This window comes from Streptomyces sp. NPDC048514 (genome assembly GCF_043199955.1).
Taxonomy (GTDB): domain Bacteria; phylum Actinomycetota; class Actinomycetes; order Streptomycetales; family Streptomycetaceae; genus Streptomyces.
Genome location: NZ_JBICWT010000002.1, coordinates 570,137 through 587,229, shown reverse-complemented (window position 1 = coordinate 587,229; position 17,093 = coordinate 570,137). Strand labels below are relative to the sequence as shown.

The 17,093-nt window shown below is 71.6% G+C and carries 15 protein-coding genes; 4 read left to right on the top strand and 11 right to left on the bottom strand.

The genetic code is table 11. The features are described 5' to 3' along the window. Positions 1-24: 24 nt before the first annotated feature. Positions 25-684: a GTP cyclohydrolase II gene (gene ribA, locus ACGFT2_RS05455; RefSeq protein WP_393273709.1), complete on the top strand. Its 660-nt coding sequence runs from the start codon at positions 25-27 to the stop codon at positions 682-684. Positions 685-759: 75 nt separating this feature from the next. On the opposite strand, the gene ACGFT2_RS05450 is transcribed toward ribA, so the two are convergent. After that, entirely contained in the window at positions 760-1,983 is a 1,224-nt protein-coding gene (locus ACGFT2_RS05450) for a serine hydrolase domain-containing protein (protein ID WP_393273707.1), read from the bottom strand. Positions 1,984-2,283: 300 nt separating this feature from the next. On the opposite strand from ACGFT2_RS05450, the gene ACGFT2_RS05445 reads away from it, so the two are divergent. Continuing rightward, positions 2,284-2,721 carry a PPOX class F420-dependent oxidoreductase gene (locus ACGFT2_RS05445; protein WP_393273706.1) on the top strand — a complete coding sequence of 146 codons (438 nt, stop codon included), beginning with the start codon at positions 2,284-2,286 and terminating at the stop codon, positions 2,719-2,721. Positions 2,722-2,819: 98 nt separating this feature from the next. Here the strand turns inward: ACGFT2_RS05445 and ACGFT2_RS05440 are convergent, their stop codons facing one another. Next, the gene (locus tag ACGFT2_RS05440) at positions 2,820-3,707 is read right to left on the bottom strand and encodes an NAD(P)-dependent oxidoreductase (RefSeq protein WP_393273704.1); all 888 of its coding nucleotides are present in this window, start codon (positions 3,705-3,707) and stop codon (positions 2,820-2,822) included. A 101-nt stretch (positions 3,708-3,808) separates the two neighbouring features. Here ACGFT2_RS05440 and ACGFT2_RS05435 point away from each other — a divergent pair, with 101 nt between their 5' ends. After that, positions 3,809-4,405, top strand: a complete 597-nt coding sequence (locus tag ACGFT2_RS05435; protein ID WP_393273702.1) for a TetR/AcrR family transcriptional regulator — start codon at positions 3,809-3,811, stop codon at positions 4,403-4,405. A 216-nt stretch (positions 4,406-4,621) separates the two neighbouring features. Here ACGFT2_RS05435 and ACGFT2_RS05430 read toward each other — a convergent pair whose 3' ends face one another. The 8 genes from ACGFT2_RS05430 to tkt form a co-directional block, all read right to left on the bottom strand. Continuing rightward, a complete protein-coding gene (locus tag ACGFT2_RS05430; protein ID WP_393273700.1) occupies positions 4,622-5,287 on the bottom strand; it encodes a TetR/AcrR family transcriptional regulator in 666 nt (221 codons plus the stop codon). A gap of 250 nt (positions 5,288-5,537) precedes the next feature. Continuing rightward, positions 5,538-6,131 carry a histidine phosphatase family protein gene (locus ACGFT2_RS05425; protein WP_393273698.1) on the bottom strand — a complete coding sequence of 198 codons (594 nt, stop codon included), beginning with the start codon at positions 6,129-6,131 and terminating at the stop codon, positions 5,538-5,540. Positions 6,132-6,137: 6 nt separating this feature from the next. Then, positions 6,138-7,016: a phosphogluconate dehydrogenase (NAD(+)-dependent, decarboxylating) gene (gene gnd, locus ACGFT2_RS05420; RefSeq protein WP_393273696.1), complete on the bottom strand. Its 879-nt coding sequence runs from the start codon at positions 7,014-7,016 to the stop codon at positions 6,138-6,140. Between the two features lie 14 nt (positions 7,017-7,030). Continuing rightward, a complete protein-coding gene (gene pgi, locus ACGFT2_RS05415) occupies positions 7,031-8,686 on the bottom strand; it encodes a glucose-6-phosphate isomerase (protein WP_393273695.1) in 1,656 nt (551 codons plus the stop codon). Between the two features lies 1 nt (position 8,687). Beyond that, entirely contained in the window at positions 8,688-9,614 is a 927-nt protein-coding gene (opcA, locus tag ACGFT2_RS05410; RefSeq protein ID WP_393273693.1) for a glucose-6-phosphate dehydrogenase assembly protein OpcA, read from the bottom strand. After that, positions 9,611-11,200, bottom strand: a complete 1,590-nt coding sequence (gene zwf / locus ACGFT2_RS05405) for a glucose-6-phosphate dehydrogenase (RefSeq protein ID WP_393273691.1) — start codon at positions 11,198-11,200, stop codon at positions 9,611-9,613. The genes opcA and zwf overlap by 4 nt, the downstream gene beginning before the upstream one ends. Further along, on the bottom strand, positions 11,200-12,342 hold the full coding sequence (tal, locus tag ACGFT2_RS05400; protein WP_393273689.1) for a transaldolase: 1,143 nt from the start codon (positions 12,340-12,342) through the stop codon (positions 11,200-11,202). The genes zwf and tal overlap by 1 nt, the downstream gene beginning before the upstream one ends. Positions 12,343-12,361: 19 nt before the next feature. Then, positions 12,362-14,437 (bottom strand): transketolase, encoded by a 2,076-nt coding sequence (tkt, locus tag ACGFT2_RS05395; protein WP_393273688.1) that lies wholly within the window; start codon positions 14,435-14,437, stop codon positions 12,362-12,364. 146 nt (positions 14,438-14,583) lie between these two features. Here tkt and ACGFT2_RS05390 point away from each other — a divergent pair, with 146 nt between their 5' ends. After that, on the top strand, positions 14,584-15,519 hold the full coding sequence (locus ACGFT2_RS05390; RefSeq protein WP_393273686.1) for a helix-turn-helix domain-containing protein: 936 nt from the start codon (positions 14,584-14,586) through the stop codon (positions 15,517-15,519). Positions 15,520-15,540: 21 nt separating this feature from the next. On the opposite strand, the gene ACGFT2_RS05385 is transcribed toward ACGFT2_RS05390, so the two are convergent. Beyond that, on the bottom strand, positions 15,541-16,935 hold the full coding sequence (locus ACGFT2_RS05385) for a glycoside hydrolase family 16 protein (RefSeq protein WP_393273684.1): 1,395 nt from the start codon (positions 16,933-16,935) through the stop codon (positions 15,541-15,543). Positions 16,936-17,093: the final 158 nt, after the last annotated feature.

The following is a 17,093-nucleotide window of genomic DNA, read 5'->3' as shown; positions in this document are numbered from 1 at the left end:
TCGTCTCTGCTTAGGAATCAGATCATGACAGAAAACCTCGGCGTACTCGGCAAGAAGTCCCCGCGGCGTTCGGGCGCGGAACGCGTCGTGAATACCCCGTTGCCCACGGTGTACGGGCAATTCCAGGCGATCGGCTACCTGGACCACGACCGCGGTGACGAACAAGTCGCGCTCGTCCACGGCGAGATCGGCACCGAGAACGTCCTGGTCCGGTTGCACTCGGAATGCCTGACCGGGGACGCGTTCGGTTCGCAGCACTGCGAGTGCGGCGACCAGCTGGCCGCGGCGATGCGCGCGGTGGTCACCGAAGGCAGCGGCGTCGTCGTCTACTTGAGGGGCCACGAGGGCCGCGGCATCGGGCTGCTCGCCAAGCTGCGGGCGATGGCCCTGCAGGCGGAGGGCCTGGACACCGTGGAGGCGAACCTGGCGCTCGGTCTTCCCGTCGACGCCCGCGACTACGGCGTCGCCGCCGGGATCCTGCGCGACCTCGGGGTGGGCTCGGTACGGCTGATGTCGAACAACCCCGCCAAGCGGGAGGCGCTGCTCCGGCACGGCATCCAGGTCGCCGAGCAGGTGCCGCTGCTGATCGAGCCGTGCGAGAGCAACATCACCTACCTCCGGACCAAGCGGGAGCGGATGGACCACCACCTGCCCCACCTCGACGCCGTGGCCCACGGTTCCTGACGCGCCGGCCCCGCTTCGCACGGTGGGGCGGAGCCGTTCGGGCCGCCGCGCGGTGGGTGGCCCGAGGCGGCACGGTCAGTCCGGCAGGGCCTCGTGCACCAGCCGCCGCAGGTCCGGGAAGAGCTTCAGGGTCTTCGGGCGTACCTGGGTCATGAACTGCACGGTGAGGTCGTGGCGCGGGTCGACCCAGAACGCGGTGGAGGCCGCCCCGGTCCAGCCGTAGGTGCCCAGGCTCGACGGGGCCAGGGTACGGGAGGGGTCGACCACCACGGAGACGTTGAAGCCGAAGCCGAGGCCGTCGTTGCCGGGCTCCTGGTGGCCCGGCGCGCCGAAGTCGCGCACGATCGCCCCGCCGGGCAGCTGGTTGCGGGTCATCAGGGCCACCGTGTTCGCGGACAGCAGCCGGGTGCCGTCCAGCTCGCCGCGCCGGCGCAGCATCTCCATGAAGCGGTGGAAGTCGTGGGCCGAGGAGACCAGACCGCCGCTGCCGGACAGGAACCGCGGCCGGCCGCGCACCGGCAACCCCGGCACCGGCTCGATCCCGCCGTCCTGCCGCTCGCCGTACAACTCGGCCATCCGGCCCTCCTGTTCGGGCTCGATGTGGAAGCCGGTGTCGGTCATGCCGAGCGGTCCGAGGATGCGCTCGGCGAAGAACGTGTCCAGCGGCCGCCCGGAGACCACCTCGACGACCCGGCCCAGCACATTGGAGGCGACCGAGTAGTTCCACTGCGTGCCCGGGTCGAACTGCAGCGGCATCCGCGCGTACAGCTCGACCGTCTCGGCCAGGCCGGCACCCGGCGGCACCGAGAACTCCAGACCCGCCTCGCGATACAGGGCGTCGACCGGGTGCTTGTAGTAGAAGCCGAAGGTCAGGCCCGCCGTGTGGGTGAGCAGGTGCCGGATCAGGACGGGCCCGGCGGCGGGGCGGGTGCGGACGCCGGTGCCCTCACCGCCGTCGTACACACGGGGGTCGGCGAACACCGGCAGATGGCGGTCGAGCGGATCGTCCAGGGCCAGCCGGCCCTCCTCCACCAGCATCAGGACCGCGACCGCGGTCACCGGCTTGGTCATCGAGTAGATCCGCCACAGCGTGTCCGGCCCGACCGGCAGCCCGGCGGCCATGTCACGCAGACCGTACGTGGTGAGGTGGGCGACCCGGCCGCCACGGGCCACGGACAGCAGGTAGCCGGGCAGCCGCCCCTCGTCGACGTGACGGGCGAAGTGCCGGTCCAGCCGGCTCAGCGCCGTGGCGTCCAGCCCCGCCTCGCCCGGTTCGGCTTCCTGTCGCAGCAGTCCCATCGCTCTCCTCCGCTCGGCGTCGTACGCGGTGCGTTCCGTCTGCCGCGGCAGGCGTGCACGCGTGCGTCATCGTCGCGCAGGAACACCGCCGGGCACCCGCTCCTCGCCGGTGTGTGTGAGCGACGCGACGCCGCCGGACCGGGGCGGCGCACCGGCCAGCGGCACACCGGGCGCGGCCACGCCCGCCAGGGCGAGCAGTGCCGCACCCGTACCCTCGCCCAGCCAGGTCGGAGGAGACAGTGTCTACGTCCCCCTTGGAGTGCGGGAATGCGCGGCCGGCCGCGTGCGGTTGACCCTGGAATGACTCAGGACTCCGAACAGGGCGCGCTGCTCGATCTGCTCGCCGACGGTCATGGTGGGGTGCTGGTCACCCTCAAGCGTGACGGCCGGCCTCAGCTGTCCAATGTCAGCCACGCCTACTACGCGGACGAGCGGATCATCCGGATCTCGGTCACCGACGACCGTGCCAAGACCCGCAACCTGCGCCGCGACCCCCGTGCCTCGTACCACGTCACCAGCGCCGACCGCTGGGCGTACACCGTCGCGGAGGGCACGGCCGAGCTGTCCCCGGTCGCCGCCGACCCGCACGACGAGACGGTGGAGGAACTGGTCCGGCTCTACCGGGACGTGCTCGGCGAACACCCGGACTGGGACGACTACCGGGCCGCGATGATCCGCGACCGGCGCCTGGTGGTGCGCCTGCACGTGGACCGGGCCTACGGCGCCCCGCGGCGCTGAGCCGGAGCGGCCGACGGCGACGCGTCGGGCGATGATCGCGGCGCTGAGCCGGAGCGGCGGGCGATGATCGCGGTGCTGAGCCGGAGCGGTGGGCGCGGCTACGGTGCGTCGGCGGTCCGCGCCTCGATCGCCCGCAGTACGGCGACCATGTCCTCGCCGCCGTGGCCCCCTGCCACGGTCTCCTCGAACAGCCTGTGGCACACGTCGAGGAGCGGCGAGGCGAGGCGGGCCCCGCGGGCCGCCTCGGCGATGAGCCGGTTGTTCTTCAGCACGTCCAGCGCGGCCGCCTGCACCTCGAAGTCCCGCTCGCGCAGCTTGGGAGCCTTCATCCGGGAGACCCCGCTGGCCATCGGGCCCGCGTCGAGGACGTCCAGGAAGAGCCGCCGGTCCAGGCCCTGGCGCTCGGCGAAGTGGAACGCCTCCGCGAGACCGGTCACCTGGGTGATCAGGAAGAGGTTCACGGAGAGCTTCATCAGCAGGGCGCCGGGTGCCGGACCGCACACGAAGGTCTCGCGGCACATCGGCGCGAGCAGCGGCCGGACGGTCTCGACGGCGGACTCCTCGCCGGCGAGCATGGCCACCAGTTGCCCCTGTTCCGCAGGGATCCGCGAGCCGGACACGGGTGCCTCGACGTACCGGCCGCCGGCGGCCCGGACCTCGTCCTGGAGGGTCCGGGAGTACTCGGGTGAGGTCGTGCCCATGTGTACGACGGTCCGGCCGGCGACCCGTGCGGCCAGGGCGGGGGTGCCGCGGCCGAGGACCGTGTCCGTCGCGGTCTCGTCGGCGAGCATCAGCAGTACCACGTCCGCCCGCGCGAACACCTCGCCGGCGTCGGCGGCCACCTCCACCCCGGCCGCCCGCAGCGGCTCCGCGCGCTCCGGCGTCCGGTTCCACACCACCAGCGGGACGCCTGCGGCCGCCAGACGCAGTGCCATGGGGCGGCCCATCACTCCGAGCCCGATGAACCCGATGTAACCGACGTGCACGGTGGCCGCCCTTCCCTCCGCCAGCCGAGTATGACAGTGGTCATAGTAGCGTCCGCTATGACGCCGGTCATAGAGTGAGGGCCGAGGAACGGAGGTCGGCCATGGCCGAGGCGCGGCGGGGTCCGCGGGAGCGGATGGTCTTCAGCGCGGCCCAGCTGATCCGCCGTGACGGCGTCGGCGCCACGGGCATGCGCGAGGTCGCCGCGCATGCCGCCGCACCGCGCGGCTCCCTCCAGCACTACTTCCCCGGCGGCAAGGAGCAGTTGGTGGCCGAGGCCGTCACCTGGGCCGGCCGGTACGCGGGCAAGCGGATCGCACGCTTTGTGGACGGGCTCGCGGAGCCGACGCCGAGCGCCCTGTTCGCGGCGATGGTCGCGCAGTGGGCCGACGAGTACGCGGCGGACGGCTTCGTCACCGGATGCCCGGTCGCCGCGGCCACCGTCGACCGCGGGTCGGCCGGCACCTCTGCGCGCGAGGCGGTGGCCGAGGCGTTCGCGACCTGGCGGGCCCCGCTCGCCGAGGCCCTCACCGGCATGGGCGTCCCGGCGGCCCGTGCCGCGTCCCTGGCCACGCTGATGATCAGTGCCATCGAGGGCGCGATCATCCTCGCCCGCGCCGAACAGGACGTACGGCCGCTCACCACCGTCGTACGGGAGCTGGGGCCCCTGCTCGACGCGGCGGCCGCCCCGCCCGCGTGAGCACCGGGGCGGCCGGGGACCGCGGCGACCGGCCTACCGACCGGCACCCGGGGCGGCTGTCCACGGTGGCGGGCAAGGAAGGGGGCCCGCCGGTCTCTCCGTGTCCCGGGCGCGCGGGGGAGGGGCGGGGTGCTCGCGGTCTCTCCGTGTCCCGAGCGGCGTGGGGGAGGGGCGCGGTGCTCGCGGCTTCCCCGGGCCGAGGGGCGGCGCGGGGCTTCAGCCGGCGGTGCGTTGCGCCGTCAGATACGCGATCACCATGTCCCCGAGCATCGTGCGGTAGTGCTCCCGCCGCGCCGGAGCCACCAGGTCCCGGCCGAACAGGGCGCCGAAGGTGTGCCGGTTGGCCACCCGGAAGAAGCAGAACGAGCTGATCATCGCGTGCAGGTCGACGGCGTCGACGCCGGCCGTGAACAGACCGGACTCCTGCCCGGCGGCCAGGACGCGGCGGAGCACGTCCAGGGCCGGTGAGCCGATCCGCCCGAGCTTCCCGGACGCCGCGATGTGCGCGGCGCCGTGGATGTTCTCGATGCTGACCAGGCGGATGAAGTCCGGGTGCCGCTCGTGGTGGTCGAAGGTCAGCTCGGCCAGGTGCCGGATCGCCGCGACCGGGTCCAAATGCTCCACGTCGAGTTCCTGCTCGGCCCGCCGGATCTCCCCGTACGCCCGTTCCAGCACGGCCGTGAACAACTGCTCCTTGCCGCCGAAGTAGTAGTAGATCATCCGCTTGGTGGTGCGGGTGCGGGCCGCTATCTCGTCCACCCGCGCGCCGTCGTAACCGGCCCGCGCGAACTCCTGCGTGGCCACGTCGAGGATCTCGGCCCTGGTGCGAGTCGCGTCACGCACCCGCTCCGCGGGGCGCAGCGGTTCTTCGACGCTCGTCATCGATGTCCTTCGGGGGCCGTGGGACGCGTGGAGTACGCGTGTTCGCGTGCCGGTGATTGTAGAAGCACGGCCGGGAGCCCCACGGGGGTATGGGGCGGCGATTCCTCGCGGGCCGTGCGGGGTGACGGCATCGTGCGCGCGGCGCTTCGGCGCGAGGCCCGGCCGGCGACGGCATCGTGCGCGCGGCTCCGGTCGCCGGAACGACCGCGGCCCGGGTCACACGAGGTGACCCGGGCCGTCGGCGGTGTGGTCACGCGTGCCGGTTCCACTCCGCGATCACGGGCCGCCCGTGCTCCGTGGAGAGGCGGCTGACCGTGCCCGTGGCCAGCTGGAAGAGGCGGCCCTCGACCGCCGGAAGGCCCAGCCGGCGGGCGGTCAGCACCCGCAGGAAGTGGGCGTGCGCGACGAGCACCACGTCACCGGCGTCCCCGGCGAGGGCGTCGCCGACGCGGGCGAGGACCCGGTCGGCGCGGGCGCCGACCTCCTCGGGCGACTCGCCCGGATGGTCCGCCGGGCCGGGCGCCACGCCGTCGGTCCACAGGTCCCAGCCGGGACGGCCGCGATGGATCTCGGCGGTGGTGATGCCCTCGTAGCCCCCGTAGTCCCATTCGTGCAGGTCGGGTTCGGGCTCGACCCCTGGTACGCCCGCCAGTTCGGCGGTGCGTATCGCGCGGCCCAGCGGGCTGGCCAGCGCCAGGGCGTAGGTCCGCCCGGTGAGGAGCGGGGCGAGGGACTTGGCCTGTTCCTCGCCGTGCTCGGTCAGGGGCAGGTCGGTCCAGCTGGTGTGCTGGCCCGACCGGCTCCACTCCGTCTCACCGTGGCGGACCAGCAGAAGGTCCCCCACGGCCGGTCAGTCCTTCTTCTCGACCGCGTGGCCGCCGAACTGGTTGCGCAGCGCCGCGACCATCTTCATCTGCGGCGAGTCGTCCTGCCGGGAGGCGAACCGGGCGAACAGGGAGGCGGTGATCGCCGGGAGCGGCACCGCGTTGTCGATGGCCGCCTCGACGGTCCAGCGGCCCTCGCCGGAGTCCTCCGCGTAGCCGCGCAGCTGCTTCAGGTGCTCGTCGTCGTCGAGGGCGTTGACCGCGAGGTCCAGCAGCCAGGAACGGATGACCGTGCCCTCCTGCCAGGAGCGGAACACCTCGCGGACGTTCTCCACCGAGTGCACCTTCTCCAGCAGTTCCCAGCCCTCGGCGTAGGCCTGCATCATCGCGTACTCGATGCCGTTGTGGACCATCTTCGAGAAGTGCCCGGCGCCGACCCGGCCCGCGTGGACGTAGCCGTACGGGCCCTCCGGCTTGAGCGCGTCGAAGATCGGCTGCAGCCGGTCCACGTGCTCCTTGTCGCCGCCGACCATGAGCGCGTAGCCGTTCTTCAGGCCCCACACGCCACCGGAGACACCGGCGTCGACGAAGCCGATGCCCTTGATGCCGAGCGCGGCGGCGTGCTTCTCGTCGTCCGTCCAGCGGGAGTTGCCGCCGTCGATCACCGTGTCGCCGGGCTCCAGCAGGTCGCCCAGCTCGTCGACGACGGTCTGGGTGGCGGTGCCCGCGGGGACCATCACCCACACATGGCGGGGCGCGTCGAGCTTCTCGATCAGTTCGGCGAGGCTCTTGACGTCCGAGACCTCGGGGTTGCGGTCGTAGCCGATGACGGTGTGGCCGGCGCGGCGGATCCGCTCGCGCATGTTGGCGCCCATCTTGCCGAGACCGATGAGACCAAGCTGCATGTCAGTTCACTTCCCTAGGCGTTCTTGAGAGTGCGGTAGGCGGCGACGAGGGCCTTGGTCGACGGGTCGAGGCCGGGCACGTCGGCACCCTCGGTGAGGGCCGGCTCGACGCGCTTGGCGAGGACCTTGCCCAGTTCCACGCCCCACTGGTCGAAGGAGTCGATGTTCCAGACCGCGCCCTGCGTGAACACCTTGTGTTCGTACAGGGCGATCAGCTGACCGAGGACGGAGGGGGTCAGCTCGCCGGCGAGGATCGTCGTGGTGGGATGGCCGCCCTGGAAGGTGCGGTGCGCCACCTGCTCCTCGGGCACGCCCTCCGCCCGGACCTCCTCGGCGGTCTTGCCGAAGGCGAGGGCCTGGGTCTGGGCGAAGAAGTTGGCCATCAGCAGATCGTGCTGCGCCTTCAGTTCACCGCTCAGCTCGGCCACGGGACGGGCGAAGCCGATGAAGTCCGCCGGGATCAGCTTGGTGCCCTGGTGGATCAACTGGTAGTAGGCGTGCTGCCCGTTGGTGCCGGGCGTGCCCCACACGACCGGCCCGGTCTGCCACTCCACCGGTTTGCCGTCCCGCTGCACCGACTTGCCGTTGGACTCCATGTCCAGCTGCTGGAGGTAGGCGGTGAACCTGGAGAGGTAGTGGCTGTACGGCAGGACCGCGTGCGACTGGGCGTCGAGGAAGTTGTTGTACCAGATGCCCAGCAGGCCGAGCAGCAGCGGGGCGTTGGCCTCGGCGGGTGCGGTGCGGAAGTGGTCGTCGACCAGGCGGAAACCGTCCAGCATCTCCCGGAACCGGTCGGGCCCGATGGCGATCATCAGGGACAGGCCGATCGCGGAGTCGTAGGAGTAGCGGCCGCCGACCCAGTCCCAGAACTCGAACATGTTCTCCGGGTCGATGCCGAACCCGGTGACCTTCTCCGCGTTGGTGGACAGCGCCACGAAGTGCCTGGCGACGGCCTTCTCGTCACCGTCGAACGCCTTCAGCAGCCAGGAGCGGGCCGAGGTGGCGTTGGTGATCGTCTCGATCGTGGTGAAGGTCTTGGACGCGACGATGAAGAGGGTCTCGGCCGGGTCCAGGTCGCGGGTGGCCTCGTGCAGGTCGGCGCCGTCCACGTTCGACACGAAGCGGACCGTCAGGTCGCGGTCGGTGAAGCTGCGAAGCACCTCGTAGGCCATGGCGGGGCCGAGGTCGGAGCCGCCGATGCCGATGTTGACGACGTTCCTGATCCGCTTGCCGGTGTGTCCGGTCCACTCCCCGGAGCGGACCCGGTCGGCGAAGCCGGCCATCTTGTCCAGGACCGCGTGCACCTGCGGCACCACGTTCTCGCCGTCGACCTCGATCACCGCGTCCCGCGGGGCGCGCAGCGCGGTGTGCAGCACCGCCCGGTCCTCGGTGACGTTGATCCGCTCGCCGCGGAACATGGCGTCCCGCAACGCGAACACACCGGTGGCGGCGGCGAGTTCCTGGAGCAGGGCCAGGGTCTCGTCGGTGATCAGGTGCTTGCTGTAGTCGATGCGCAGGTCGCCGACCGTGACGACGTACCGCTCGGCGCGGCCGGGGTCCGTCGCGAACAGCTCGCGCAGGTGCGGCTGTCCCTGGGCGCGGTGGTCGGCGAGCGCCGTCCACTCGGGCCTGCGGATGAGTTCGGGGGTGTCTGACGGGGCGTCGGACATGTCAGGCGTTCTCCTTGGCGGCCTCGCCCGTGAGGGCGATGGCGTACATCTCGTCGGCGTCGAGGCGGCGAAGCTCCTCGGCGATGAGTTCGGAGGTGGGGCGGACCTTCAGGGCGAGGGTGCGCGGCGGCTGACCCGGCAGGGTCAGGGTCGCGAGCGGGCCCTCGGGGCGGTCGATGACGATCTCACCGGCGGCGGTCCCCAGGCGTACGGCCGTCACCACCGGCCCGGCGGAGACCACACGGTCCACCGGGACGTTCAGGCGGGCCTCCAGCCAGCGCGAGAGCAGTTCGGCGCTGGGGTTGTCCTGCTCGGCCTCGACCGCCGCCGACGTCACCTTGGTCCGGGCCTGGTCCAGGGCGGCGGCCAGCATGGACCGCCACAGCGTGAGCCGGGTCCAGGCGAGGTCGGTGTCACCGGGAGCGTAGTTGCGGGCTCGGGTGTTCAGGACTTCCATCGGCCGCTCCACCGCGTACAGGTCGGTGATCCGGCGCTGGGCGAGCGCACCCAGCGGGTCCTTCGCCGGGGCGTCGGGGGCCTCCACCGGCCACCACACGACCACCGGCGCGTCCGGCAGCAGCAGCGGCAGGACGACCGAGTCGGCGTGGTCGGAGACCTCGCCGTACGTGCGCAGCACGACCGTCTCGCCGGTGCCGGCCTCCGAACCGACCCGGACCTCGGCGTCGAGCCGGGAGGAGGTGCGGTCGCGCAGGGTGCGGGCGTGCCGCTTGATGACGACCAGGGTGCGCGAGGGGTGCTCGTGCGAGGCCTCCTCGGCCGCCTTGATCGAGTCGTAGGCGTTCTCCTCGTCCGTGACGATGACCATCGTCAGGACCATGCCCACGGCCGGGGTGCCGATGGCGCGGCGGCCCTGCACCAGCGCCTTATTGATCTTGCTTGCCGTGGTGTCGGTCAGGTCGATCTTCATGGCCTGCGCCAGCTCCGTCCGTCTCGTGCGAGCATGTCGTCCGCTTCCCTCGGTCCCCAGCTGCCCGACGCGTACTGCGCCGGCCTGCCGTGCGCCGCCCAGTACTCCTCGATCGGGTCGAGGATCTTCCAGGACTCTTCCACTTCCTGGTGACGGGGGAACAGGTTGGCGTCGCCGAGCAGCACATCCAGGATGAGCCGCTCGTACGCCTCCGGGCTCGACTCGGTGAACGACTCGCCGTAGGCGAAGTCCATCGACACGTCCCGGATCTCCATCGAGGTGCCCGGCACCTTCGATCCGAACCGCACGGTCATGCCCTCGTCCGGCTGGACGCGGATGACGATCGCGTTGGAGCCCAGCTCCTCGGTGGCGGTGGAGTCGAACGGGGAGTGCGGGGCCCGCTTGAAGACGACCGCGATCTCGGTGACCCGGCGGCCCAGCCGCTTGCCGGTGCGCAGGTAGAAGGGGACGCCCGCCCAGCGGCGGTTCTCGATGCCCAGCTTGACCGCGGCGAAGGTGTCGGTCTTCGACCCCGGGTCGATACCGTCCTCCTCCAGGTACCCGACGACCTTCTCGCCGCCCTGCCAGCCGGACGCGTACTGGCCGCGCACGGTGTGCCGGCCCAGCTCGTCGGGCAGCCGGACCGACTTCAGCACCTTCAGCTTCTCGGTGAGCAGCGCCTCCGCGTCGAACGCGATCGGCTCCTCCATCGCGGTCAGAGCCATCAGCTGCAGCAGGTGGTTCTGGATGACGTCACGGGCCGACCCGATGCCGTCGTAGTAGCCGGCCCGGCCGCCGATGCCGATGTCCTCGGCCATGGTGATCTGCACGTGGTCGACGTAACTGCGGTTCCAGATCGGCTCGTACATCTGGTTGGCGAAGCGCAGCGCCAGGATGTTCTGGACCGTTTCCTTGCCGAGGTAGTGGTCGATCCGGAACACCTGCTCCGGATCGAACACGTCGTGCACGACCCGGTTCAGGTCCTGGGCCGACTTCAGGTCGTGGCCGAACGGCTTCTCGATGACCGCGCGGCGCCAGGCGCCCTCGGGCGGGTTCGCCAGGCCGACCTTCTTCAGCTGCTGGACGACCTTGGGGAAGAACTTGGGCGGCACCGAGAGGTAGAAGGCGAAGTTGCCGCCGGTGCCGCGGGAGGCGTCCAGCTCGTCGACGGCGTCCTTCAGCTGCTTGAACGCGGTGTCGTCGTCGAAGTCGCCGGGGATGAAGCGCATGCCCTCGGCGAGCTGCTGCCACACCTCCTCGCGGAACGGCGTGCGGGAGTGCTCGCGGACCGCGTCGTGCACGACCTCGGCGAAGTCCTGGTCCGCCCAGTCGCGCCGGGCGAACCCGACGAGGGAGAAGCCCGGCGGCAGCAGGCCGCGGTTGGCCAGGTCGTACACGGCCGGCATCAGCTTCTTGCGGGACAGGTCGCCGGTCACGCCGAAGATGACCAGACCGGAAGGCCCCGCGATGCGGGGGAGCCGGCGGTCGCGGGCGTCCCGGAGCGGGTTCACCCAGTCGGCGGCCGGGGCCACCGGCACGCGCACCTCTGCCTGCGCGGCCGGGGCCTCAGGGGCCTGGTTCGTCATTACGCGTCAACTCCCTTGCTGTCGAGGGACGTGGAGACGGCGTCCAGCAGGTCCTGCCAGGCCGACTCGAACTTGGCGACGCCCTCGTCCTCGAGCTGCTGGACGACCTCGTCGTAGGAGATGCCGAGCCGCTCCAGGGCGGCCAGGTCGGCGCGGGCCTGCGGGTAGCCGCCGGTCACCGTGTCGCCGGTGATCTCGCCGTGGTCGGCCACCGCGTACAGGGTGGCCTCCGGCATGGTGTTGACGGTGCCCGGCGCGACCAGCTCGTCCACGTACAGGGTGTCCTTGTACGCGGGGTCCTTCACACCGGTGGACGCCCACAGCGGACGCTGCCTGTTCGCCTTGTCCCCGGCGAGCGCGAGCCAGCGCGCGGAGGCGAAGACGTCCTCGTAGGCCTCGTAGGCGAGGCGGGCGTTGGCGAGTGCGGCGCGGCCCCTGAGCGCGAGGGCCTCCTCGGTGCCGAGGGCCGTCAGCCGCTTGTCGATCTCGCTGTCCACGCGGGAGACGAAGAAGGACGCCACCGAGTGGACCGTCGACAGGTCGACGCCGCGCTCCCGGGCCTTCTCCAGGCCGGCCAGGTAGGCGGCCATGACCTCGCGGTAGCGCTCCAGGGAGAAGATCAGGGTCACGTTGACGCTGATGCCGAGGCCGACGACCTCGGTGACGGCCGGCAGGCCCGCCTTCGTCGCCGGGATCTTGATCATCACGTTGGGCCGGTCGACCAGCCAGGCCAGTTGCCTGGCCTCGGCGACGGTGGCCCCCGTGTCATGGGCGAGACGGGGGTCGACCTCGATGGAGACCCGGCCGTCCCGGCCCCCGGAGGCGTCGTACACCGGGCGCAGGACGTCGGCGGCGTCGCGCACGTCGGCGGTCGTCATCATCCGCACGGCCTCGTCGACCGTGACCCCCCGCACGGCGAGGTCGGCCAGCTGCTCCTCGTAACCCTCCCCGGAGCCTATGGCGGCCTGGAAGATCGACGGGTTCGTCGTGACACCGACGGCGCTGCCGCTCGCCACCAGGTCGGCGAGGCTGCCCGAGGTGATCCGCCTGCGGGACAGGTCGTCCAGCCACACGGACACACCCTCGTCGGCGAGGCGCTTGAGGGCTCCAGGGACGGCGATTGCTTCGGTCACAGTGTTCATCTTTCTTCTCGCGTCGGTATCAGGCGCGCGCGGCAGCGAGCGACTCGCGGGCTGCGGCGGCGACGTTCTCGGGGGTGAAGCCGAATTCGGCGAACAGGGTCTCGGCGTCGGCGGAGGCACCGAAGTGCTCCAGCGAGACGATGCGTCCCGCGTCGCCCACGAACCGGTGCCAGGTCAGGCCGATGCCCGCCTCGACCGCGACCCGGGCCTTCACGGCCGGCGGCAGCACCCGCTCCCGGTACTCGCGCGGCTGCTCCTCGAACCACTCCACGCACGGCATCGACACCACCCGCGTGCCGGTGCCCCCGGCCTCCAGCCGCTCCCGTGCGGACACGGCCAGGTGCACCTCGGAGCCCGTCGCGATGATGATCACCTCCGGCACCTCCGTCGAGGACTCGCGCAGTACGTAGCCGCCCTTGGCCGCGTCCTCGTCCGGCGCGTACGTCGGCACGCCCTGGCGGGTGAGCGCGAGCCCGTGCGGGGCGGGGTTCGCGGCGTGCCTCTTCAGGATCTCGGCCCAGGCGATCGCGGTCTCGCCGGCATCCGCCGGGCGGACGACGTTCAGGCCCGGGATGGCGCGCAGCGAGGCCAGGTGCTCGACCGGCTGGTGGGTGGGGCCGTCCTCGCCGAGGCCGATGGAGTCGTGCGTCCACACGTACGTCACCGGCAGCTGCATCAGCGCCGACATGCGGACGGCGTTGCGCATGTAGTCGGAGAACACCAGGAAGGTGCCGCCGTAGATCCGGGTGTTGCCGTGCAGGGCGATGCCGTTCATCTCCGCGGCCATCGAGAACTCGCGGATTCCGAAGTGCACGGTACGGCCGTACGGGTCCGCTTTGGGCAGCGGGTTGCCCTCCGGCAGGAAGGAGCTGGTCTTGTCGATGGTGGTGTTGTTGGACCCGGCGAGGTCGGCGGAGCCGCCCCACAGCTCGGGGAGCACCGTGCCGAGCGCCTGCAGCACCTTGCCGGAGGCGGCACGCGTGGCGACCGCCTTGCCCTCCTCGAACACCGGCAGGGCGTCCTGCCAGCCCTCGGGCAGTTCGCCCTTGCTCACGCGGTCGAACAGCTCGGCCCGCTCCGGGGCGGCCGTACGCCACTCGGCGATCCGCTTGTCCCAGGCCGCGTGCGCCTCCGCACCCCGGTCCAGGGCCCGGCGGGCGTGCGCCAGGACCTCGTCGGCGACCTCGAAGGTCTGCTCCGGGTCGAAACCGAGGAGGCGCTTGGTGGCGGCGATCTCGTCCTCGCCGAGCGCCGAGCCGTGCGAGGCCTCGGTGTTCCGGGCGTTCGGGGCCGGCCAGGCGATGATCGTGCGCATCGAGATGATCGAGGGCCGCCCGGTCTCCGCGCGGGCCGCCTCCAGCGCCGTGTACAGGGCGGGCACGTCGATGTCGCCGTCGGCGGTGGGCTCGATGCGCTGGGTGTGCCAGCCGTAGGCCTCGTACCGCTTGAGCACGTCCTCGGAGAAGGCGGTCGCGGTGTCGCCCTCGATGGAGATGTGGTTGTCGTCGTAGAGGAGGACCAGGTTGCCGAGCTTCTGGTGGCCGGCGAGCGACGAGGCCTCGGCGGAGACGCCCTCCTCGAGATCGCCGTCCGAGACGATCGCCCAGACGGTGTGGTCGAAGGGGGAGGTGCCCTCGGGTGCCTCCGGGTCGAACAGTCCGCGCTCGAAGCGGGCGGCCATCGCCATGCCGACGGCGTTCGCGACCCCCTGACCGAGCGGGCCGGTGGTGGTCTCGACGCCGGCGGTGTGCCCGTACTCGGGGTGGCCCGGCGTCTTCGAGCCGTGGGTGCGGAACGCCTTCAGGTCGTCCAGCTCCAGCTCGTACCCGGCGAGGAACAACTGGGTGTAGAGGGTCAGCGAGGTGTGCCCCGGGGACAGCACGAAGCGGTCACGGCCGGCCCACTCCGGGTCGGCAGGGTCATGACGCATCACCTTTTGAAAGATCGTGTACGCGGCAGGAGCCAGACTCATCGCCGTGCCCGGATGTCCATTGCCGACCTTCTGCACCGCGTCTGCCGCCAGCAAGCGAGCTGTGTCCACGGCACGCCGGTCGAGGTCGGTCCACTCGAAGCTGTCGGAAGTCTGAGCAGTCATCTTCAAGAAGTCCTCGTTCAATGCGGGATAACGCGCCTGACGTGTTCAAACTTAAAAGTCTGACTTTTTTGAAGGTAGGTCGGGGTGTGTCAGCCTTTGGTGAATCTGGGACAGCGAGCACGCGACAGGGACGGCACGAAAAGGACATGGCTGACAGAACACGCCAAGCAGCCGCCGACGGCACGAGCGGCGGCGGCACGACGGACCGCGACGGGATCAGAACCTTCCCCTTCCCGGCCGACCTGGCGGCCGGCGGCGTCGGCATGCAGATCGGCCCCATGGGAACCGACCGCACCTGGCACGCCGACGCCCCCCTGCACCGCGTCCACCGCATCGACTTCCACGTGGTCATGCTCTTCACCGGCGGCCCCGTCCGGCACATGGTCGACTTCACCGAGTACGAGCCCGCCGCCGGCGACCTGCTGTGGATCCGCCCCGGACAGGTCCACCGGTTCTCCAGGGAGTCCGGGTACCGCGGAACCGTGCTGACCATGCAGCCCGGCTTCCTGCCGCGCGCCACGGTCGAGGCCGCCGGCCTGTACCGCTACGACCTTCCGCCGCTGCTGCGCCCCGACCCCGCGCAGCTCACCGCGCTGCGAGCGGCCCTCGACCAGCTGCGCCGCGAGTACGAGGACACCGCCACCCTGCCGCTCAGCCTCCACGCGGCCGTCCTGCGGCACACCCTGACGGCGTTTCTGCTGCGTCTCGCCCACCTCGCGGCCGGCTCGGCGGAAGCGTCCCGGCGGAGCGCCGGCAGCGCCCTGAGCGACACGTTCACCCGCTTCCGGGACGCCGTCGAGCGGGGCTTCCCCGCCAACCACAGCGTCAGCGCCTACGCCGACGCACTCGGTTACTCCCGCCGCACCCTCGTGCGCGCCGTCCGCGCGGCCACCGGCGAGACCCCGAAGGGATTCATCGACAAACGCGTCGTCCTGGAGGCCAAGCGCCTCCTCGCCCACACGGATCTGCCGATCGGCCGCGTCGGCGTGGCCGTGGGCTTCCCCGACGCGGCGAACTTCTCCAAGTTCTTCCAGCTGCACACCGGCCGTACGCCGGTGGCCTTCCGGGCGGAGCTGCGCTGAGGCCCGGTGCCGGCTGCCGGCTCAGTGGCCGAAGCCGAACCAGTTCACGTTCACGAAGTCGGCCGGCTGGCCGCTGACGAAGGTGAGATAGACGTCGTGGGTGCCGGTCACCGCGCCGATGTTCGCCGGAACGGTCCGCCAGGACTGCCGCCCGCCCGTGTCGCCCACCGAGAAGCTGCCGACGGGCGCGTTGCCCCGGTTGTCCAGGCGCACCTCGACCAGCCCGCTGACCCCGCTCGGGGCACCGCTGGCGACCCGGGCGTAGAACTGCCTGGCCGCCGTCGAACCGAAGTCGACGCCCTTGTACAAGGCCCAGTCGCCGTTGGCCGCGTAGCCGATGTTCTGCCCGCCGCCGGTGTCCGTCGTCGTCTCGGTGCCGATGCCGGACTGGCCGTCGTAGGACTCGGCCTGGATGGTGCTGTAGGCGTCACGGTCGCCGGTGGGCGGCGGAGTGGTGCCGCCGCCCGAGGAGCGCAGGACCTGCACGTAGTCGACGGTCATCGGGTGGCCCGGTTCCGTCCCGTTGTCCGGGCCGCCGCCGAACGCCGCCGGGAAGCCGCCGCCCATCGCCACGTCGAGGATGACGAAGTAGCCGTGGCCGGTGGCGTTGGCCCAGGTCGCCGCGTCGACCTGACTGGCCTTCACGGTGTGGAACACGACGCCGTCCAGGTAGAAGCGGATCTCCTCGGGGCCGGTCGAGCGGTCCCACTCCATCGCGTACGTGTGGAAGCCGCCCTGGCAGGTGGCGCCGGTGCAGGAGGTGGAGCCGCCGATGCCGGTGGTCTCGTTGCAGGGGCCGCCGGGGCTGGTGCCGCAGTGCACCGTGGCCCAGTCGGTGTTCAGGCCCTGCACGTTCTCCATGATGTCCAGCTCGCCGACGCCCGGCCAGTTCCAGTAGTTGCCGCGGAAGGGTGAGCCGAGCATCCAGAAGGCCGGCCAGTAGCCCTTCGCGGCGGCGCCGGTGGCATCGGGCATCCGGATCCGGGCCTGGACGCGCAGCTTGCCGCCCGCGGGAGGCTGGAAGTCGGTGCGAGTGGTCTCGATCCGGCCCGAGGTCCAGTGACCGGAGGCGTCGCGGCGCGGGGTGATCAGCAGGTTCCCGTTGCCGTCCAGGGCGACGTTGTTCGTGCTCGACGTCATCGTCTCGACCTCGCCGGTGCCCCAGGCGGCGGCTCCGCCCGGATACGAAGTACCCGTGGCGTACTGCCAGTCGGAGGAGCTGACGCCGGCGCCCGCCGGGCCGACGAAGTCGTCGGCGAAGACCTGCGTCCAGCCCGCGGGTGGCGTGGGCGCGGAGGCGTCGGCGGGTGCGGTGGCGGCTGTGGCGACGGCCGCGGCCAGGCCCAGCGTGGCGGCGACGGCGACCAGCGCGCGCCGCAGTGGACGGGCTCTGTAGATGCCGGGGGATGCGCTCATGGGGGAGCCTCTCGGATACGGGAAGGCGGACGGTCCGGGTGAGCGGGGAGAGCGGGGAGAGCGGGGAGAGCGGGGAGCGGGAAGAGCGGGGAGCGGGGGACAGTCGGATGAGAGCGCTCCCATCCGAGTGGTTGAGAGCGCTCTCACGGTGCCGTCAA